Consider the following 16,832-nt stretch of genomic DNA (forward strand, 5'->3'; position numbering starts at 1 on the left):
CCGCCTCAAGGCCATCGAGCGAGAGAACGACGTGGCCTGACACCTGGGGACGTTCGTCCGTACGCAACTGGGGAGAAAAGTCCGTACGCCGACACTCGCCTCGGCTCGGGCGGAAATCTGCCAGGCGATCGGCAGCTCACCCAGGTGGAACGGCTCGTCCGCCAAGCTCCACTGGGCCCAGCGCAAGGCATCGGGGCTGATGTGCAGGACGGTGCTGCGCAGGACCTGGCGGTCCTCCGGCGCCTCGTCCGGCTCGTGCCGTCCGCGGACGATCGTCAGGCTCGTCCAACCCAGGCCGGCAAGCGCGTCGGCGACGTCGTCGTAGAGGCGCCCATCGTCACCGGCCAGGTGCCGGGGGCCGACCCAAAAGGCGGGCTGTCCGCCACGCGGGGCGGACGAGTCGGGCGGGAAGTCGGGGTACAGGGGCGCCTCCAAGGCTCGGTTCGGGTCTAGTTGCCGCCGGCGCGGCGGCGAGGGCGGCGCGGGGGCGCCTGGACGGGGCCCTGCCACGTCAGGGCGATGGCGACCTCCGGCGGAAGGTGGCCGAGCTGTGCGTCCGGGTCCGGTCCTTCGGCGAGATAGACGACGGTCTGGCCGGTCTCGTCGACCGACTGCAGGACCTGCGCCAAGCGGTGCGCCATCGGGGCGAAGGGGTTCATGGCCTGGCGGACCGGAGCACTCCGGTCGCAGCCGGACAACAGGTCGATGAGATCGCCGACGGTCATCTCCGGGGACGTCACAGACAGCCTCCTGGGGTTCGGGGGAAACGGGGGCAGTGGAACGGGCCGGCCTTCGGTATGGCCAGCGCCCACAGGGCGGTCACTACGTGTCGGTGTCCACGCTGTCAGAGGCGGCGTGAGGTCTCCAGCACACTCGCTACGGTGGCGGCGACGATGTCGGCCGGCGTCTCGGTGTCGAACGACAGTTGGTAGCCGCGGACTTTGGCGGTTCCGGTGACAGCGATCTTCCATCCCTCGCTGTCCGTGCCGGGGCGGCCGAGCGGAAACCAGCCGAGGTAGAACCGGCCGTCCTTGGAGCTGACGTGCACGTCCGCGCGATCATCGACGATCACGTGGAAGTCCTCGGCGGAGAACTGGTCCATGACCAGGGTCGGCTGACCGGGGCCGAGCTGCCACTCCCGCGGTCGCAGGGCTTCGACGGTGGTGGAGAAACCGGGGCCCGCAGGGGCTACGGTCACGGGGCAATCACCTCTCTGACCTGGGGTTTCTTGCAAGGTCGTCTACGTTGACATGCCCTCGCGCCCGTTGGCCAGTCTTTCCGTGATCTTTCCCGTCTGCCTCCGGCGAACTGTCCGTTGACATCGAACTGTAGGATCTCAATTTCGGCTTCATAATCTCCGGCTCGACTGCACACGCGCAGCACATATGAAGCGGTCCCGAGACTCCCCGCTCAAGGCATTCACTCTTTCGAGTGACGGCCGTCGCTGCCCGGCCACTTCTCCGGCAGAGGCGAGCACCGTGGTGAGAAGGCCCTAACCCGTCCCGGGGAGGCCCCAATGGCCGACTCTGTTGTGACAGTCAGTCTCCGTCAGAGCGATGGTCCACCGCTTGAGGACCGGCCATGGGCTGCCGCCCCGCTCGGTCTGCTCTGCTCGGGCACCCCTTGGCGGACTTTCCGCTGGTACAGGGGGCAGAAGCACTACTCAGGTGCCTACTGGTCCGCGACCACAGGCAATCTGGTGGTCTACGAGTCGCGCCTGGAGCTGGCTCGGGTGCTGTTCGCCGACTTCGACCCCACGGTGCGCGGGATCATGGCCCAGCCGTTTCTGTTGAAGTCTCTCGACAAAGGCACGGTCCGCCGTCACATCCCGGACTATCTCCTGCTCACCGATCACGGCCCGATGGTGGTGGATGTCAAGCCGCGTCATCAGCAGTTGTCTCCGGTGGTGGCCACCGCCTTCACGTGGACACGGCGGGCGGTGGAGTCCCGCGGGTGGCGTTACGAGGTGTGGGGTGAGCCGCCGGAGGCTGAACTGGCGAACGTTCGCTTCCTGGCCGGCTTTCGCCGCGAGTGGTTGTTCGCGCCCGGACTCCTGGGCGAATTGCTTCTGGCCGGCCTCGACGGCGCGACGATCACAGAGGCGGCAGGGTGTCTGCCCCGGTGGCCTGAGCCCTGTGTGCGTGCCGCGATCCACCACCTGTTGTGGCGCCACGACCTGCACACGGACCTCACCCAACCCCTGCAGGCAACGGCAGTACCGGCCCAGACGTTGTGCCGCAGCCGAGTAGGGCAACGGCGTTTCGGATCCTGGCCGCGCTGGAGCGGCGTCATCCGTTGTTCCGGCTGAGCACGAAACGCAACCGGGATATCGCCGACCGGCCGGAGGGGCCGTACGGGAAGTTGCGGCCGACGCGGCCGGGCGAGTACCTGCTGATGGACACCACACGGCTGGACGTGTTCGCGTTCGACCCGCTCACCTTGCAGTGGGTGCAGGCGGAGCTGACGGTGGCGATGGACTGGTACACCCGCTGCATCACCGGCCTGCGCCTGAACCCCGTGTCGACGAAGTCGGTCGACGTCAGCGCTGTGCTGTACCAGTGCTTCCGGCCCCGCCCGGCTGGCCCGCACTGGCCGCGGCATGCAGTGTGGCCCGAGCACGGCATCCCCCGCACCGTCCTGATCGACACCGCCCGAACCGACGGTCCCGGTCATGCCTCACCACCAGTCGTCCCGGAGACACTGGTAGTCGACCACGGCAAGGTCTACGTCTCGGAGCATCTGACCAGCGTGTGCCGACGCATGGGGATCTCGATCCAGCCCGCCCGGCTGCGCACGGGCCGGGACAAGGGGCCGGTGGAGCGGTTCTTCCGCACCCTGCGCGAGAGCCTGCTGGAGGTGCTGCCCGGCTACAAGGGCCCCGACATCCACTCCCGCGGCGAACACCCGGAGGACGAGGCGTTCTTCTTCCTCGACGAGCTGGAGGCGATCATCCACGAGTGGACGGCCACGGTCTACCACTGCCGCCCGCACGCCGGTCTGGTCGATCCGGGGGTGCCCGGGCTGCGGATGTCTCCGGCGCAGATGTTCGAGCACGGCATCGCCCGCGCCGGCTACATCGAGGTCCCCCGGGACCCGGACCTGGCGTTCGAGTTCCTGTCGACGAAGTGGCGCACGATCCAGCACTACGGAGTCGAAATCGGACGTCGGCGCTATGGCGGCCCCGGGCTGCCGTCTGTCGGGATCCGCAGCCCGTACGACGGGCCGGGCAAGAACGTCTGGCCGTTCCAGGTCGACCCTGACGACATCACCCGGATCTACTTCCGCGACCCCACCACCCGCACGTGGCACACGCTGACCTGGGAGCACGCGCCGGCGGCGCGGATGCCGTTGAGTGAGGACGCCTTGGTCTTCGCCCGGAAGCTGGCCGCAGCGAAGTACCGCTATCCCGATGACCGGCTGGCCGTCGCGGACCTGCTGGAGCGCTGGAACCTCGGGCTGGGTACGACGCTGGCCGAACGGCGTATGGCCCTGCGCCTGTCCCGTGAACAGGCCGCCCTCGACCTGCCCGACACCGGCAAGCCGGAAGCTGCATCGCTGCCGTCCGTACGCCGTGCCCTGGGCGACGAACCAGAACCGCCGGCGTCTGAGAAGCCAGTGCCGGCCGCGGAGACGGGTGATGACGACGAGACCGACGTGGACGACTTCTACGCCGACGCCCTGGAGGACGTATGAACGCGCCCTCGCAGCAGCCGAGTTCGGCGGTTCTGACGCTGTCCAGGAAGGAGGACTTCAAGGTGTTCTGCGACGCACCGGCTCGCGCCCAGCCGCCGACGTTAAGCCGGGATGAGCTGGAGGTCCTGGCGACGGCCGACCGGCACGCCTACAACCGTGCCCGGCGGGAATGGCATGCCAACCTAGGCCCGATCCGTACTCCTCAGCTCGCCGCGCTGCACGAGGACCTGTGGGACATCGTGGACAGCAATCTGCAGGACGGGGACAGGGCCAAGGGGGCCGTGGCCGTCGACGCCTTCCCGGGCCTGGGCAAGACCACCGCCGTCCTCGCCTTCGCCCGGGAGTTCCATCGCCGGGAGATCGCCGAGCACGGCGCCTTCACCGCGCAGGGGCACGAGCGGTGGCCGGTGTGCCGGGTGGGCCTCACCGGCAACACCGGCATGAAGGACCTCAACCGGGCCATGCTCGAATTCTTCGGTCACCCCGGCCGCCAGACCTCCACCGCCGCCCAGCTCGGTCTCCAGGCCCTGGACTGCGTGCTGTCCTGCGATGTCCGCCTGCTTGTCCTGGACGACCTTCACTTCCTCAAATGGCGCAAGACCAGCGGCATCGAGGTCAGCAACCACCTCAAATGGATCGCCAACGAGTTCCCCGTCACCCTCCTCAAGGTCGGGGTGGGGCTGGCGACCAAGGGGTTGTTCAGCGAGGGCGAGACCGCCGGCGAAACAGTCCTGGCCCAGACCGGGCGGCGCACGACCCGCCTGGACATGCCGCCCTTCACCATCGACACCGGCCAGGGCCGCCATCACTGGCGCCAGCTGCTGCTGGCCCTGGAACAGCGCCTCGTCCTGGCCGACAAGTATCCCGGCATGCTCGCCGATGGCCTGTCGGACTACCTCTTCGCCCGCAGTACCGGGCACATCGGCTCGCTGATGACGTTGATCAACCGAGGCTGTCAGCGGGCCCAGCGCACCGGCGCCGAACGCCTCACCCTGGACCTGCTCGACCAGGTCAAGAATGACGAGGCCGCCGAACACGCCCGCCGCGAACTCGAATGCGCGCTCCAGTCGGGGAAAGCCACCAGCCGTCCCCGCCGGGCGCGGGCCACTCGTAGGTGAGTGCCGTGCGGCGGACCCTGCCGATCCGGTGCGCCCCGTATCCCGGCGAGGCCCTGGACTCCTGGCTGGAATTCACCGCCGCCCGCCTGAACTGCCCGTTCACGGACGTGCTCCACGCGCTCGGCCTGCCGAACCGAGACCCGGCCATGGCGGCACAGGTGCTGCCGCGCTGGGCCATCCTGACCACCCGCGACGAGCTGTCCTCCATCTCCGAGGTGACCGGAGTGGCCGAAGACGTACTCGCCGCGATGACCCTGCAACGCTTCGACGGGCATGCAGTGGTGATCCAGCCCGAACAACGACGGGTGCGCCCGCAGGTGCTGTGGGGCCGGGCAGGGTCCCGGTTCTGCCCCGCCTGCCTGACGGACAGCGGCGGACGCTGGCAGATCACCTGGCGTCTGGGCTGGTCCTTCGCCTGCACCCGGCATCATGTGCTGCTGGCCGACCGCCGCCCGGCCTGCCGGCGCATCCCCCGCATCCGCGCGCATCCTCGCACCCAAACCCCCCGTCCCGGATGGTGCTCAAGCCCCACCCCTGACGGCGGGCCACGACCGCCGCGCTGCCACCACCCCTTGACCGTCACCCCGGCAACCGCGATCGCTCCCGACGGGGCCCTGACACGGACGCAACGCCTCATCGACACCCTCCTCCAGGACCCCGACCGCACGGTGCGCTGGCCGCTGTACGGGCCGACCGGCGTGCCGTTGGGAGTGGTGCTGCGCGACGTGAAGACCCTGGCGACGCTCGTCCTCCACCACGCGACGCCCAAGGACCTGCGCCGCGTGGCCCCGCCCGACGTCCTGGACCGCCTGGAGCGCTACAGCACCACACCCCTGCCCGCGAGGGCCCAGCACCCGCACGACGCCCGGGATGTCGATCCGCCCCGTAGCCTAACCCCCGGCGACGCCGCTGCCGCGGCCGTGGCAGCCACGACAGCGATACACATCCTGCGCGCCAAGAGCATCCGCGATGCGGGCAGGGCCGTGCGGTGGCTGACCGGCCGTGTGATTGCCGATGGCCGCCGGCTCTACCCCGACAGCCTCGTCACCCGCAGCAGCACGCTCTCCCCGATACTCGAAGCGGCCCTGCGCTGCAGCCGGGAGACAACCCTGGTTCCGGTGGCCCGTCTGCGCCACCGCACCGTCCTCGGCTCGACCCGGCCCCCGGCCGCGCGCAGTTCCAGGGCGGACATGCTGCCGACGACTCTGTGGCCCGCGTGGGCCCTGCGCCTGTCTCCCCGGCACGCCGACGGCCGTCCCACCGCCCAACGCGCAGACGAACTCCTCACCGTCGCCTGCATGCTGGCCGGCAACACCACCTCGATCCAGGACACAGCCCGCCTGACCGGCACCACCTTCAGCCGGCACACCGTGTCCGCGTTCCTCGCCGAACTCACGTGCCGCAGCGACTGCGCGGGCGTCCTGCACGCGCTGACCTTGCTGGCCGATCACCTCGATGCGCACGGCTCCCCCATCGACTACACCCGCCGCCGCGCCCTGTTCACCACGCGCGCCCGCTACATCGAACCGCAGACGTGGCTGGACCTGCAGAAGCGATTGCGCGCGGCCCCGGCCCTCGACGCCCGGCATGCCCAGCGCTGGATCTTCCAGACCCTGACCGGATCACCCCCTCGTCTCGCGCACCCAGACATAGCGCCCGCCACCCGCTCACAACACGGGCAGTACCAGCGTTTTCGCTGGCGGATCCTGCCCGCCGAGCACGAACTGCTCCATCACACCGCACGCACCCTGCTGGACGAGCACGGCATCGACGAACCCCTCCAGTGGACGCCACAATTGCCCGCCCGTGCACTGCGCCATCTCGTGCTCCCCGGGCCCGACCCGGACAGCATCACCCCCGCCCAGCTCCGCCAGGCCGTGTCCGGCAGCGACTTCTCCATCGGCCAGCTCGCGCACACCCTGAACACCGCCCCCACCCACGTCTTCTACCTGCTGTCCCAGCACCCCGTCGACTGGAGCGGGCCACGCTTCCGGCGGACCCAGCGCACTGCCACCCGCGTAACACAATGGCGCACCTGGTACGAACAAGGCGACATCTCCCTGCAAGACATCGCCGACCGCGAAGGAACCAGCCTGGCCGCCGTCCGCCTCGCCCTCATCAAGGACGGCGTCGCCATGCGCTTCTCAAAGACTCAGGCGACTCGACAGTGAGCCCTCTGTCACCGATCGCTGAGTCGATGGCAGGGATCACGGTGCGCCAAGCGGCTCAACAGCAACGATTCTGCGGTTACCGGCCAGCGCCCACGGGCGGGGCGCCGCCGGATCAAGGGCTGGGCCGATTCATTCTGCAGCCATGCAAGATCCTTTCGACTCTGCCCTCGTTCTTCCGCCCCCGGCCTCCCACTGGCGGCGTCGGCGCGAGGGTCACGCGTCCAGTGACGTCATGACGTGCTTGATGCGGGTGTAGTCCTCGAAGCCGTACGCGGACAGATCCTTGCCGTAGCCGGATTGTTTGAAGCCGCCGTGGGGCATCTCGGCGACCAGTGGGATGTGGGTGTTGATCCACACGCAGCCGAAGTCCAGCTTCTTGGACATGCGCATCGCGCGTGCGTGGTCCTTGGTCCACACCGACGAGGCCAGGGCGTAGTCGATGCCGTTGGCGTATTCCAGGGCCTGTGCCTCGTCGCGGAAGGGCTGGACGGTGATGACCGGGCCGAACACCTCGTTTTGGATGATCTCGTCGTCCTGCTTGAGGCCGGAGACGACGGTGGGGGCGTAGAAGTAGCCCTTGTTGCCGACGCGGTGGCCGCCTGCCTCGATCTTGGCGTGAGCGGGCAGACGCTCGATGAAGCCGGAGACTTGCGTGAGCTGGCCTGCGTTGTTGAGCGGTCCGTACAGAACGTCCGGGTCGTCGGGTCGGCCGGTCTTCGTGCCGGTGGCGGCCCTCGCCAGCGCCGTCACGAACTCGTCGTGGACCGATTCCTGTACGAGGACGCGGGTCGCGGCCGTGCAGTCCTGGCCGGCGTTGAAGAAGCCGGCCACCGAGATGCCCTCGACGGCCTGGGTGATGTCGGCGTCGGCGAAGACGACGACAGGGGCCTTGCCGCCCAGCTCCAGGTGGACGCGCTTGACGTCCTTGGCCGCGGATTCGGCGACTTGCCTGCCGGCTCGTACGGAGCCGGTGATGGAGGCCATCGCCGGGGTGGGGTGTTCGACCATTAGGCGGCCGGTGTCGCGGTCACCGCAGACGACGTTGAAGACGCCCTTGGGCAGGATGGACCCGATGATCGCGGCCATCAGCAGGGTGGAGGCCGGGGTGGTGTCCGACGGCTTCAGGACCACGGTGTTGCCCGCGGCCAGCGCCGGGGCGAACTTCCAGACCGCCATCAGCATCGGGTAGTTCCACGGTGCGACCTGCGCGCAGACTCCGACGGGCTCACGCCGGATGATGGAGGTCATGCCGTCCATGTACTCACCGGCCGAGCGGCCCTCCAGCAGGCGCGCGGCGCCGGCGAAGAAGCGGATCTGGTCCACCATCGGTGGCACCTCTTCGCTCGCCGTCAGCCCCAGGGGCTTGCCGGTGTTCTCGGACTCGACGGCGACGAGTTCCCCGGTTCTCGCCTCGAAAGCGTCCGCGATCTTCAGCAGCAGGCGCTGTCGCTGGGCTGGGGTGGTGTCGCGCCAGGCCGGGAACGCGGCCGCGGCTGCGCCCATGGCTGCGTCGACGTCCGCCTGGCCGGACAGCGGCGAGGTGGCGTAGGGCTCGCCGGTCACCGGGTTGACGATCTCGATGGTCCGCCCGTCGGCGGCGTCCAGGGACTCGCCGCCGATGTAGTTTCGCAGCGTGCGCAGAACAGTTGTCACTGGGGCTCCAGTCGGCACATAGGTGGCTTCTCGCATGTTTCTTCGAATCCGGATCCGGCTCCACGTGGACGGGGACGAGGACCACAGCACCAGCACGGCGGCGACAATGATCGGCTGCCAGGACTCCCCGCTTACCCCCGCCTCCGGCCGGCACCGGCTCGGTGCCGGGTATGGGGCTCCGCAGAGCGTGGCCTGCGCCTCTGCGCGTTTCGGTTTGCGCAGCCGGATTTCGGAAAGCGACCCGCTTCCGTCGGCGGAAGCGGGTCGCACCCGGCAGCGGGGGCGGCCTATTCCAGCGGCTTCTCGTCGCGGAAGCGCCGCAGCACGTTGCCTGTGATCTTCGCGATGTTGTTGTCGTACCCGTTGTGGGACAGCGACCCCGTCCAGGCGATGGATCCGACCGAGAAAATTCCGCCGCCGCCCTCCAGCGCGCAGTAGACCATGTCCGAGCGGACCGCCGGCTGCTCGGTTCCGCCCATCCCCGGGAGCATCTCGAAGATCTCCTCGGTCACCAGCAGGTAGCTGTCGGAGAAGGGCCCGGAGGTGGCCAGGACCAGGGTTCCGGGCGGCGAGCCGAGCGCCGGGTTCCAGCAGTCGATCTCGGCGCCGGCCGCGCCGCCGCCGATGATGCCGAAGTCGCCCAGGAGCTCGTTCTCGCCGACGCCTTCGAAGATGAAGGCCGCCCGCGGATCCCGGCTGTCCGCGAGGCGCTCGTAGTAGGTGCAGCGGTCGAAACCCTGGGCCGCCATCCCGACTCCCACCAGACGCTGCGGGGCCTTGCCCTTGTTGCGCCACAGGCCGCTGGCCTCGCCCGAGGTGGTATGGCGACGCTCGGCGAAGGGGGACTGGTGGGGGCGGGTGCCGCCGTCGGCCCGGCGCAGCTCCATCAGGTGCGGGGCGTCGGGGTCGTAGGAGACGGTCGCGAAGAACCCGTTGCCGCCCAGGTACATCAGCCGGCCGCCGTTCGCGGTGAACTCCTCGAGGGCGTCGAGTTCGCGCCGCGTGACGTATTCGGGATGGCTTCCGGTGATCACGACGCGGTAGTCGCGCAGCAGGTCGTAGCCTTCCCGGTCGAGGTCCTCGTCGGTGAGGGCGTCGAACTCGCACTCCGCCGTCTCCAGCCAGTGCACCAGGGACAGGTCGGCGGGCAGGCCCCAGGGGCCTTCGCTCATGAACGAGGCCCGGTACCGCGGCTGCAGGCTGATCAGGGGGCGGCGGACGCTGCCGAACACCACGCCGGATCCGTCATTGTGGATTTCGTACAGGGAGCGGCCGAACTCGGGGTGGTCCTGCAGGACCAGGTCTTCCTTGTGGACGATGGGCGTGTGCCCGAGGAGCATCTCCATACCGTCCGCCTCGAAGGCGATCCGGTCGTTGGCGTAAGCCAGGTAGGTGGCCGTGGGGAACAGGACGGCGACGTCCTTGCGCTGGCGGCCAGGCCCGACGAGGAAGGGCACGTGCTGCTCGATGCCCTCGGCCCGCAGCCGCACCGCGTAGACGCCGCTGGGCAGGTCCTCGGGCACCTCGAAGGTGAAAGCCGCCGGCCACTGGGCGTCGGCGATGTCGTCGTCGTGGAAGTGGATGGCGTCGAACTCGTCCGGCGCCAGGCGGAAGTCCTCCACGACACCTTGGAACGCGGGTCCGGTGACGCCCCGGACGGGCGCGTTGACGCAGCGGCCGTGCAGCATGTGCGGGCCCTCGTCGACCACATCCCATAGCAGCAGCCCGTCGGCGCGCTCGCTGCGGCCGAAGTGCCAGGCGGCCACCGGCTCGCGTGTCCTGGAGGCATCGTCGGTGGCGCGTTCGACGCGGATGCCACCGATCTTCCCGTTGAACGCGGTTGCCGCGAGCAGCCGGTCGCTGTCCTCGCGAGCCAGCGCGCCGATACGGAACGGCATGGAGGAAGCCGTCCATGCCGCCGAGGCGGTTGCGTTCGCCTGCTCGGGTACGGAGGCTGTGGCGGCCGGTGCCACCCGGTCCGCGCAGTGGTCCAGCGGGGTCTGCCGCAGGGTGATCTGCCCCGCCGACCGTGGAAGTTCGACCTCGAGCCGGTACCACTGGTGGGCCGTCAGCTCCTGTTCCGAGGTGAGAGACCGCCGCTGACCGCCCTCGCTCCATACGAAAGACGGCTTGCCCTCGTCGAGCAGCAGGGCCCAGCCGGTCATGGTCACCGCGTCCCAGGTGCCCATGACCGCCTGGCGCTCGCCGGTGAAGCCGACCGAGCTCTGGCTCACCCGGTAGGCGCCCAGGTTCCCTGAGCGGTTGTCGCGCGGAAGCGTCGGGAAGACGGAGGCGCGGATGACCAGCGCGTCGGGGGTCGCCAGCAAACCGTTCGGGTCGGGGACTTCGACATAGGAGCCGGGCTGGCAGGCGTAGTACTGCCCCGGGTACGTTCCGTCGATGGTGGAGGGGACCTCGTCCTCCAGGAAGCCGGGCCCCGCCTGACCGTCGTAGCCGTGTCGCAGGCGCACCAGGGCGGCGTCGTAGGTCGCAGGGCCTTCACAGCTGATGTGGAACGACAGTTGCTCGCCAGGGCGGGCGGAGAAGCGATCGGTGTAGCCGAAGACGTTCTGGGTCGTCGTGCGGCCGCTCGCGAGTGCCATGACCTTCTCGTTTCTTTCTAGTTCTGCTGCAGTGCCGCGGCACGCGCGGTGAAGATGTACCGCATGGCGTCTTCGTAGTCCTCGAAGGACTGTTCGGTCAGGAGCAGGTTGCCCGGCATGCCCAGGGCGATCTTCGACACGCGCCAGGGCCCGTCGGGGCCTGCGGAGAAGATGATGTGCTTGCCCGAGACGGGCTGGCTGCGCAGCGCCCGCAGCACGCGTTGGGTGCGGTCGTCGTGCGGTCCCAGGGGAGCCGCTTCATGGGCAGCGGCGACCTCGTCGGTGCACTGCTTGCGCAGGCGTTCTTCGCTGCGCAGACGGAACACTTCGAGCAGTTCGGCCGAGCGGTCTGCACTGGTGCGCATTAGTTCACCTCCTGCTGCTGGAACACCTTCGCGGTGCGACGGGGCAAGGACGATGGGCTCACTGAGGATGCCTTTCATGCTTGAGGGGGCTCGCGGGCGCCGGGCCTCGACTGTGGCTTACGCCTCGGTGACGGTGCCTCGGACCGATGCCGAGTGCTGCCCGGCGGTGAGCGGGAGTGAGGTCAGGCGTCGGAGCCGCTGAGCGAGCGGCCGGTGAGCTTGAAGTACGCCGCCACGCCGAGGCCGATGACGAGCCAGCACGAGCCGACGATTTTGGCGTGGGGGTCCGCGTTCCACAGCGCGACCAGGAGGAGTGTGGCGCCGAGGATCGGGGAGATCCAGTGGACGAAGAAGCGGCGGCTGCGGCCTCGGACGACGAAGTGGGTGAAGACGCTGATGTGGAGGAGGATGTAGGCGGTGATCGCGCCGAAGGTCACCAGGGTGGTCAGCAGTCCCGACTGCTCCACGCCGAGGATGCCGACTCCCACCGACAGGAGCGCGATGAAGATCATCGCGTTGAGGGGGACCTGATGCCTGTCGCTGACCCGCGACAGGAACTTCGGCAGCTGCCCGTCGCGGGCCATGCTGAAGACCAGGCGGGAAGAGGTGGCGTTGGAGGCGATGGTGTTGGCGAAGATCGCGATCAGGGCGGCGGTCAGCAGGAGGACCGTTTTGAACCAGCCCGCCATGGCCGTGCCCACCACGTTGTAGAAGGCGTTGTTGACCGCGTCGCCGTCGGCGAACTCCGTCCCCCTCGGGACCAGGATGCCCGCCACGAAGACCTGCACGACGAACAGCGCGGTCACCTGGTAGAGGACGATCATGGTGGCCTTGGAGACGGTTCTGCCGCCGCCCTCGGCCTCCTCGTTCAAGGTCGAGATCGCGTCGAAGCCGATGTAGCTGAGCGCGGCGACGGGGACCGCACCGAGGACCAGGGACCAGGAGCCGCCGTCCGCGGGGATGAACGGGTTGAGCGACAGGTGGGCCTGGCCCTGGAGGATGAGCACGGCTGCCCAGACCAGGAACACGGCCAGTACGACCAGCTGGATGTAGAGGAAGATCTTGTTCATCGTCGCGGTGACGCTGATGCCCATGATGTTGATCAGGGCGGTCGCGGCGACGAAGATCACCACCCAGATCCATGCGGGCACCCAGGGGACCACTCCGGTCATCGCGCTGGCCGCGAAGACGCACAGCAGCGCGGGCAGCAGCAGGTAGTCGAGCAGGATGGCCCACCCGGAGACGAACCCGAGGAAGCGGTTGCTGCCCATCCGCACGTAGCTGTAGACCGAGCCGGCGACCGGGAACCGGACAGCCATCTCCTTGTAGCTGATGGCACTGAACAGCATCGCGATCGCAGCCACCACGTAGACCGCGGCGACGGCGCCGGCGGACATGTTGTAGACGATGCCGAACACCGCGACGGGTGCGAGCGGCACCATGTAGATCAGGCCGTAGATGACGACGTCGGCCAGGCTGAGTGTGCGGGCGAGCTCCTGCTCGTAACCGAGTTCGTGCAGCCGGTCGCGGGCGTCATCCGCGCCGCCGACTCTATCGGACATGGCTTGCGGAGCTTCTGGAGCGTTCAAGGCCGGGCCTCCTGAGGGATGAACGAGCCCCCGGCCGACTGTCGGCGCCATGAGCGGCGACAGCGGGGTAGGACACGGGGGTCGGCAACAGCCGGCTCGGCGGGTGGGGACCGCCTTCAGCGCGGGCTTCTCTTCACCTCGAATATGGTGCTAGGCCACCTTGTGGCTCAATACGCATTCCTACCGACAGCGGCGGTCAGCGGTCCAGGCGCAGAATGCCTTCGCGCAGCGCCGACGCCACCGCGCCGGCTCGCGACGGCTGCCCCATCTTGTGGAGGATCCGCTCCACGTGCGTGGTCACCGTGCGCAAGGAGACGTCTCGCTGCGAAGCCAGCTGCTGGTTCGAGAACCCTGCCGCCATCCCGTTCAGGATGTCGTACTCGCGCGGCGAGAGTGAATAGGGCAAGCCAGCCGTCGGAAGCTCCTGCACCAGTACAGCCGGCTCTGGCCGTCCCAGCGGATCGGCCACCTTCAGGACCTGCAGCGCGAGCCACCCTTCACTCGACGCCTGCAGCCCAGTGGCGGCGACCTGCCCCGAGGCCATGAAACGACGCAGAAAGCCGGTGAACTCGGGCTGCGTGGGCGCGAGCGCCGGGGCACACGACTCGACGGCCCAGGCACGGCCGGTATGGTCGATCAGGGTGGCGTTCGCTCCCGGCGGTATGGCGCATCCGGTGGTCTGCCGTCGAGCCACGTCGCACATCTGAGCAAGCGCGGGCACCAGGGCCTTGAGGAGTTCGGCCGCGTCATCACGGAACGCGCCGCGCGCCGCCGCGGAGAAATGCAGCATGCCCGTGTACACACCACTGTCCGAGAAGAGGCAGGCGGTCATGCCGTCTGCGAAGCCGGCAGGTCCGAGCACCTCTCGGTACATCGGGGACCGTCGGTAGTCGCCCGGCATGTCGTCGATCCGCAGCGGCAGGTGCCGCTCCCGGACCGGCCGGTTCTCGGCGCTCGCCGCATAGCGGTCACCCAGTGCGGCAACCGTCGCATCACCGTAGGTGACCACTCCGAGTGCGCGGTGCGCACGGGCCATCGGGTCCCAGAGCATGAGGGCGCCGGCGTCGTGATGAGTCACCGGCTCAAGCAGCCTCAGCACCGTCATCGCGGCCTCGCGCCGGTCGCCGGCTCCGGCCGCGTAGGCCGCCTCGACCAGGACCCGCGTGTGCAATGGCTTCATCAGTGAATCCCTCTCGAAGCCGGACTGCCCCACCCCACGATAGCAACGTCCTTCAAGGATCTGAGGGTGAGAGCCGCGGTTGCACATCGCGCTCGGGGTGACCGCCTGGGAGAAGAAGTCGGCCGGTCCTGCTTCTGACCGGAAAGGTAGGAGGCGTGGCCGGCGTTCGCCCTGCCGATCTGAACGAGCTGTTTGAGCGGCGACGGGTTCCGACAGGTACGCCGATTCTTCTGGACGAGGTGATGCGCCCGGTGGAGCCGCTGTCGAGATGGTTCCGGGTGACTTTCGAGCCATCGAGCGGGGACAAGCCCACTGTCATGCCCGGAGTCATCGGGCTCACCGATCCTACGATAGACCGGCGTGAACCTGCGCCAAAAGGTCGGACAACTGGTCTCTGGCTGCCGGCAAGCGAGCCCGGCTCTCCCACTACCGGGGCCGGGCCCTCTGCCGCGCCGCGCTCCCTCAGGACCGCCAGTGCTAGGATTTTTCCCAGTCGGACACTCCCTGAGCAGCTCCCATGACGACGTTGCGACCGCCGCTGGAGACCGGTCAGGCACCCCCCTTCGACGCGACGACGGCAGCGACCATCGTGATCGACCCACAGGGGATGGTGATCGGATGGGACCAAACGGCCGAAATCCTCTTCGGTTCCTCTGCCGCACATGTCCTCGGACGGTCGCTCGACCGAGTTCTCCAGGTCGCCGACACCGACTCGTCCCCCTTGCTCGCCGAGGCCGCCTCATCGCCCTGCCCTTGGTCGGAGACCCGTAAGATCCGCCGCGCGGACGGGACGTCGGTCAGCGTTGTCCTGCGCGTCAGCCCCCTGAACCATCGGACCACGGGGGCGGCGAGCGTCATTGTGGCTGCCACAGCCGATGAGACGCACAGATGGATGACCGACCAGTCCATGCTGCGAGGGCTGTCCACCCAGTCGCCCATCGCGCTCACCGTCTACGGCCCCGACCTGCGTGTGCGCTGGATCAACGACGTGCTCCAGGAGCAGATGGGCCTGACGCGCAGCCAGTGCATCGGCCGCTACAGCACCGAACTCCTCCCGCAGGGCATGATCCTCTCGCCGGGGTACACCGGCGTCCTGGAGGACGTCATGGCCGAGGTGCGCGACACCGGTGAACCCGTCTTCGACGTGCTCTACAGCAGTCCCACGCCGGCCGACCTGAGCCACCAGCGGATCTGGTCCTGTTCGTACTTCCGGCTGTCCGCCATGGACGGAAGCCCTCTCGGTGTGTGCGAGTCCGCCTTCGACATCACGAACCGCTACGAGGCACGACTGCGCGTCGAGCTTCTTGGCCGTGCCAGCCGGATCGGCACCAGTCTCGACGTCGTGCGCACAGCGCAGGACCTCGCGTCGGTGGCCGTTCCCGACTTCGCGGACCGCGTCGAAGTGGACCTCGTGAAACAGGTCGTGGCCGGCGACCAGCCTCCACCCGCCGACGGCGAGAGAGGCACCTCGGTACGACGCGTCGCCGAACGCAGCGCACAGGTGACGTCCGCCTCTGTGCCGAGCCTCGGGCTGCTCCTCTCGGCCGAGACCGACGGCCCCCGCCACCTGGTCCTCACCCTGTCCGCCCGTGACATCCTCCTCGGCGCGGTTGCCTTCACCCGCACGGTGCCGCGCCACCCGTTCACCGCTCAGGAGGTCACGCTCGCCAAGGAGTTGGTGTCCCGAGCGGCCGTTTGCATCGACAATGCCCGCCGCTACGCGCGCGAGCACACGACCGCTCTGACCCTGCAGCGCAGCCTGCTGCCGCAGGTCATGCCGCAACCCACGGCTGTCGAAGTAGCCCACAGGTATGTGCCGACCGCCGGTCCGCTCGGTGTCGGAGGCGACTGGTACGACGTCATCCCTCTCTCCGGGGCGCGGGTCGGTTTCGTCGTGGGGGACGTGGTGGGCCACGGCCTCAACGCCGCGGCCACGATGGGACGACTGCGCACTACGGTTCGCGCTCTTGCCGCACTGGACCTGGCCCCAGACGAATTGCTGGCCCGGCTCGACGACTTGGTGGGCCAGGCCCGGGTGGGAATTCACCGGACGAGCAGTGAAACTCCGGAGGACGAGGCACTCGGTGCGACCTGTCTCTACGCCGTCCACGATCCCGTCACCGGTACCTGTACCGTCGCGAGCGCCGGCCACCCGGCCCCGGTCGTCGCCATGCCTGGGCAGCCCCCGGATCTGCTGGATCTGTCAGTGGGACCACCGCTCGGAATCGGTGGTCTGCCCTTCGAGTGCGCCGAAGTCGGCGTACCCGAAGGGAGTGTGCTGGCTTTCTACACTGATGGGTTGATCGAGTCCCGGCGTGCCGGAATGGATAGTGGCATGGCGAGTGTCCGCCGCACTCTGGCGGATGGGGCTTCCCCCCGAGAAGTGGACACCGGTTCGTGCTGCTATGCGGCGAGTGTCATCGTATCCGACTGCAGTTCGTACTCCCGCTCCCGGGCGAT

At 68.7% G+C, this 16,832-nt stretch carries 12 protein-coding genes and 2 pseudogenes; 6 read left to right on the top strand and 8 right to left on the bottom strand.

The window, feature by feature from the left end; genetic code table 11:
- The 3 genes and pseudogenes from HDC93_RS37925 to HDC93_RS36840 all read right to left on the bottom strand — a co-directional run.
- Positions 1–435, bottom strand: a pseudogene (locus HDC93_RS37925) (DUF317 domain-containing protein); the annotation flags it as partial.
- A gap of 14 nt (positions 436–449) precedes the next feature.
- Positions 450–740: a hypothetical protein gene (locus HDC93_RS36835; protein WP_185015125.1), complete on the bottom strand. Its 291-nt coding sequence runs from the start codon at positions 738–740 to the stop codon at positions 450–452.
- Between the two features lie 104 nt (positions 741–844).
- Positions 845–1,198 (bottom strand): DUF317 domain-containing protein, encoded by a 354-nt coding sequence (locus HDC93_RS36840; RefSeq protein WP_185015126.1) that lies wholly within the window; start codon positions 1,196–1,198, stop codon positions 845–847.
- A gap of 405 nt (positions 1,199–1,603) precedes the next feature.
- Between HDC93_RS36840 and HDC93_RS39870 the strand changes: the two genes are divergently transcribed.
- The 4 genes from HDC93_RS39870 (at position 1,604) to HDC93_RS36860 (ending at position 6,982) form a co-directional block, all read left to right on the top strand.
- Positions 1,604–2,308: a TnsA-like heteromeric transposase endonuclease subunit gene (locus HDC93_RS39870; RefSeq protein ID WP_221517581.1), complete on the top strand. Its 705-nt coding sequence runs from the start codon at positions 1,604–1,606 to the stop codon at positions 2,306–2,308.
- Between the two features lie 86 nt (positions 2,309–2,394).
- A complete protein-coding gene (locus tag HDC93_RS39875; protein WP_398987812.1) occupies positions 2,395–3,693 on the top strand; it encodes a hypothetical protein in 1,299 nt (432 codons plus the stop codon).
- The gene (locus HDC93_RS36855) at positions 3,690–4,811 is read left to right on the top strand and encodes an AAA family ATPase (protein ID WP_185015127.1); all 1,122 of its coding nucleotides are present in this window, start codon (positions 3,690–3,692) and stop codon (positions 4,809–4,811) included. The genes HDC93_RS39875 and HDC93_RS36855 overlap by 4 nt, the downstream gene beginning before the upstream one ends.
- A gap of 5 nt (positions 4,812–4,816) precedes the next feature.
- Positions 4,817–6,982: a TniQ family protein gene (locus tag HDC93_RS36860; protein WP_185015128.1), complete on the top strand. Its 2,166-nt coding sequence runs from the start codon at positions 4,817–4,819 to the stop codon at positions 6,980–6,982.
- Positions 6,983–7,195: 213 nt separating this feature from the next.
- Here HDC93_RS36860 and HDC93_RS36865 read toward each other — a convergent pair whose 3' ends face one another.
- The 5 genes from HDC93_RS36865 to HDC93_RS36885 form a co-directional block, all read right to left on the bottom strand.
- Positions 7,196–8,635 (bottom strand): gamma-aminobutyraldehyde dehydrogenase, encoded by a 1,440-nt coding sequence (locus HDC93_RS36865; RefSeq protein ID WP_185015129.1) that lies wholly within the window; start codon positions 8,633–8,635, stop codon positions 7,196–7,198.
- Positions 8,636–8,922: 287 nt separating this feature from the next.
- Positions 8,923–11,238 carry a N,N-dimethylformamidase beta subunit family domain-containing protein gene (locus HDC93_RS36870; RefSeq protein WP_185015130.1) on the bottom strand — a complete coding sequence of 772 codons (2,316 nt, stop codon included), beginning with the start codon at positions 11,236–11,238 and terminating at the stop codon, positions 8,923–8,925.
- 17 nt (positions 11,239–11,255) lie between these two features.
- Entirely contained in the window at positions 11,256–11,603 is a 348-nt protein-coding gene (locus tag HDC93_RS36875) for a hypothetical protein (RefSeq protein WP_185015131.1), read from the bottom strand.
- A gap of 182 nt (positions 11,604–11,785) precedes the next feature.
- A complete protein-coding gene (locus tag HDC93_RS36880; protein WP_185015132.1) occupies positions 11,786–13,165 on the bottom strand; it encodes an APC family permease in 1,380 nt (459 codons plus the stop codon).
- A 223-nt stretch (positions 13,166–13,388) separates the two neighbouring features.
- A complete protein-coding gene (locus HDC93_RS36885; RefSeq protein WP_185015133.1) occupies positions 13,389–14,372 on the bottom strand; it encodes a LuxR C-terminal-related transcriptional regulator in 984 nt (327 codons plus the stop codon).
- 517 nt (positions 14,373–14,889) lie between these two features.
- Between HDC93_RS36885 and HDC93_RS39880 the strand changes: the two are divergent.
- Positions 14,890–15,225 (top strand): annotated as a pseudogene (locus HDC93_RS39880) (PAS domain-containing protein); the annotation flags it as partial.
- 39 nt (positions 15,226–15,264) lie between these two features.
- The coding region (locus HDC93_RS36890) for a SpoIIE family protein phosphatase (protein WP_260419993.1) at positions 15,265–16,832 on the top strand (1,568 nt) is incomplete at its 3' end.

The sequence above is a fragment of the Streptomyces sp. AK010 genome (genome assembly GCF_014207295.1).
GTDB lineage: Bacteria > Actinomycetota > Actinomycetes > Streptomycetales > Streptomycetaceae > Streptomyces > Streptomyces massasporeus.

Bases quoted from the DNA above. Each gene is read 5' to 3' on its own strand.
- HDC93_RS39875 (WP_398987812.1), top strand. From the start codon at position 2,395: ATGGACACCACACGGCTGGACGTGTTCGCGTTCGACCCGCTCACCTTG.
- HDC93_RS36880 (WP_185015132.1), bottom strand. From the start codon at position 13,165: ATGTCCGATAGAGTCGGCGGCGCGGATGACGCCCGCGACCGGCTGCAC.
- HDC93_RS36855 (WP_185015127.1), top strand. From the start codon at position 3,690: ATGAACGCGCCCTCGCAGCAGCCGAGTTCGGCGGTTCTGACGCTGTCC.
- HDC93_RS36885 (WP_185015133.1), bottom strand. From the start codon at position 14,372: ATGAAGCCATTGCACACGCGGGTCCTGGTCGAGGCGGCCTACGCGGCC.
- HDC93_RS36875 (WP_185015131.1), bottom strand. From the start codon at position 11,603: ATGCGCACCAGTGCAGACCGCTCGGCCGAACTGCTCGAAGTGTTCCGT.
- HDC93_RS36870 (WP_185015130.1), bottom strand. From the start codon at position 11,238: ATGGCACTCGCGAGCGGCCGCACGACGACCCAGAACGTCTTCGGCTAC.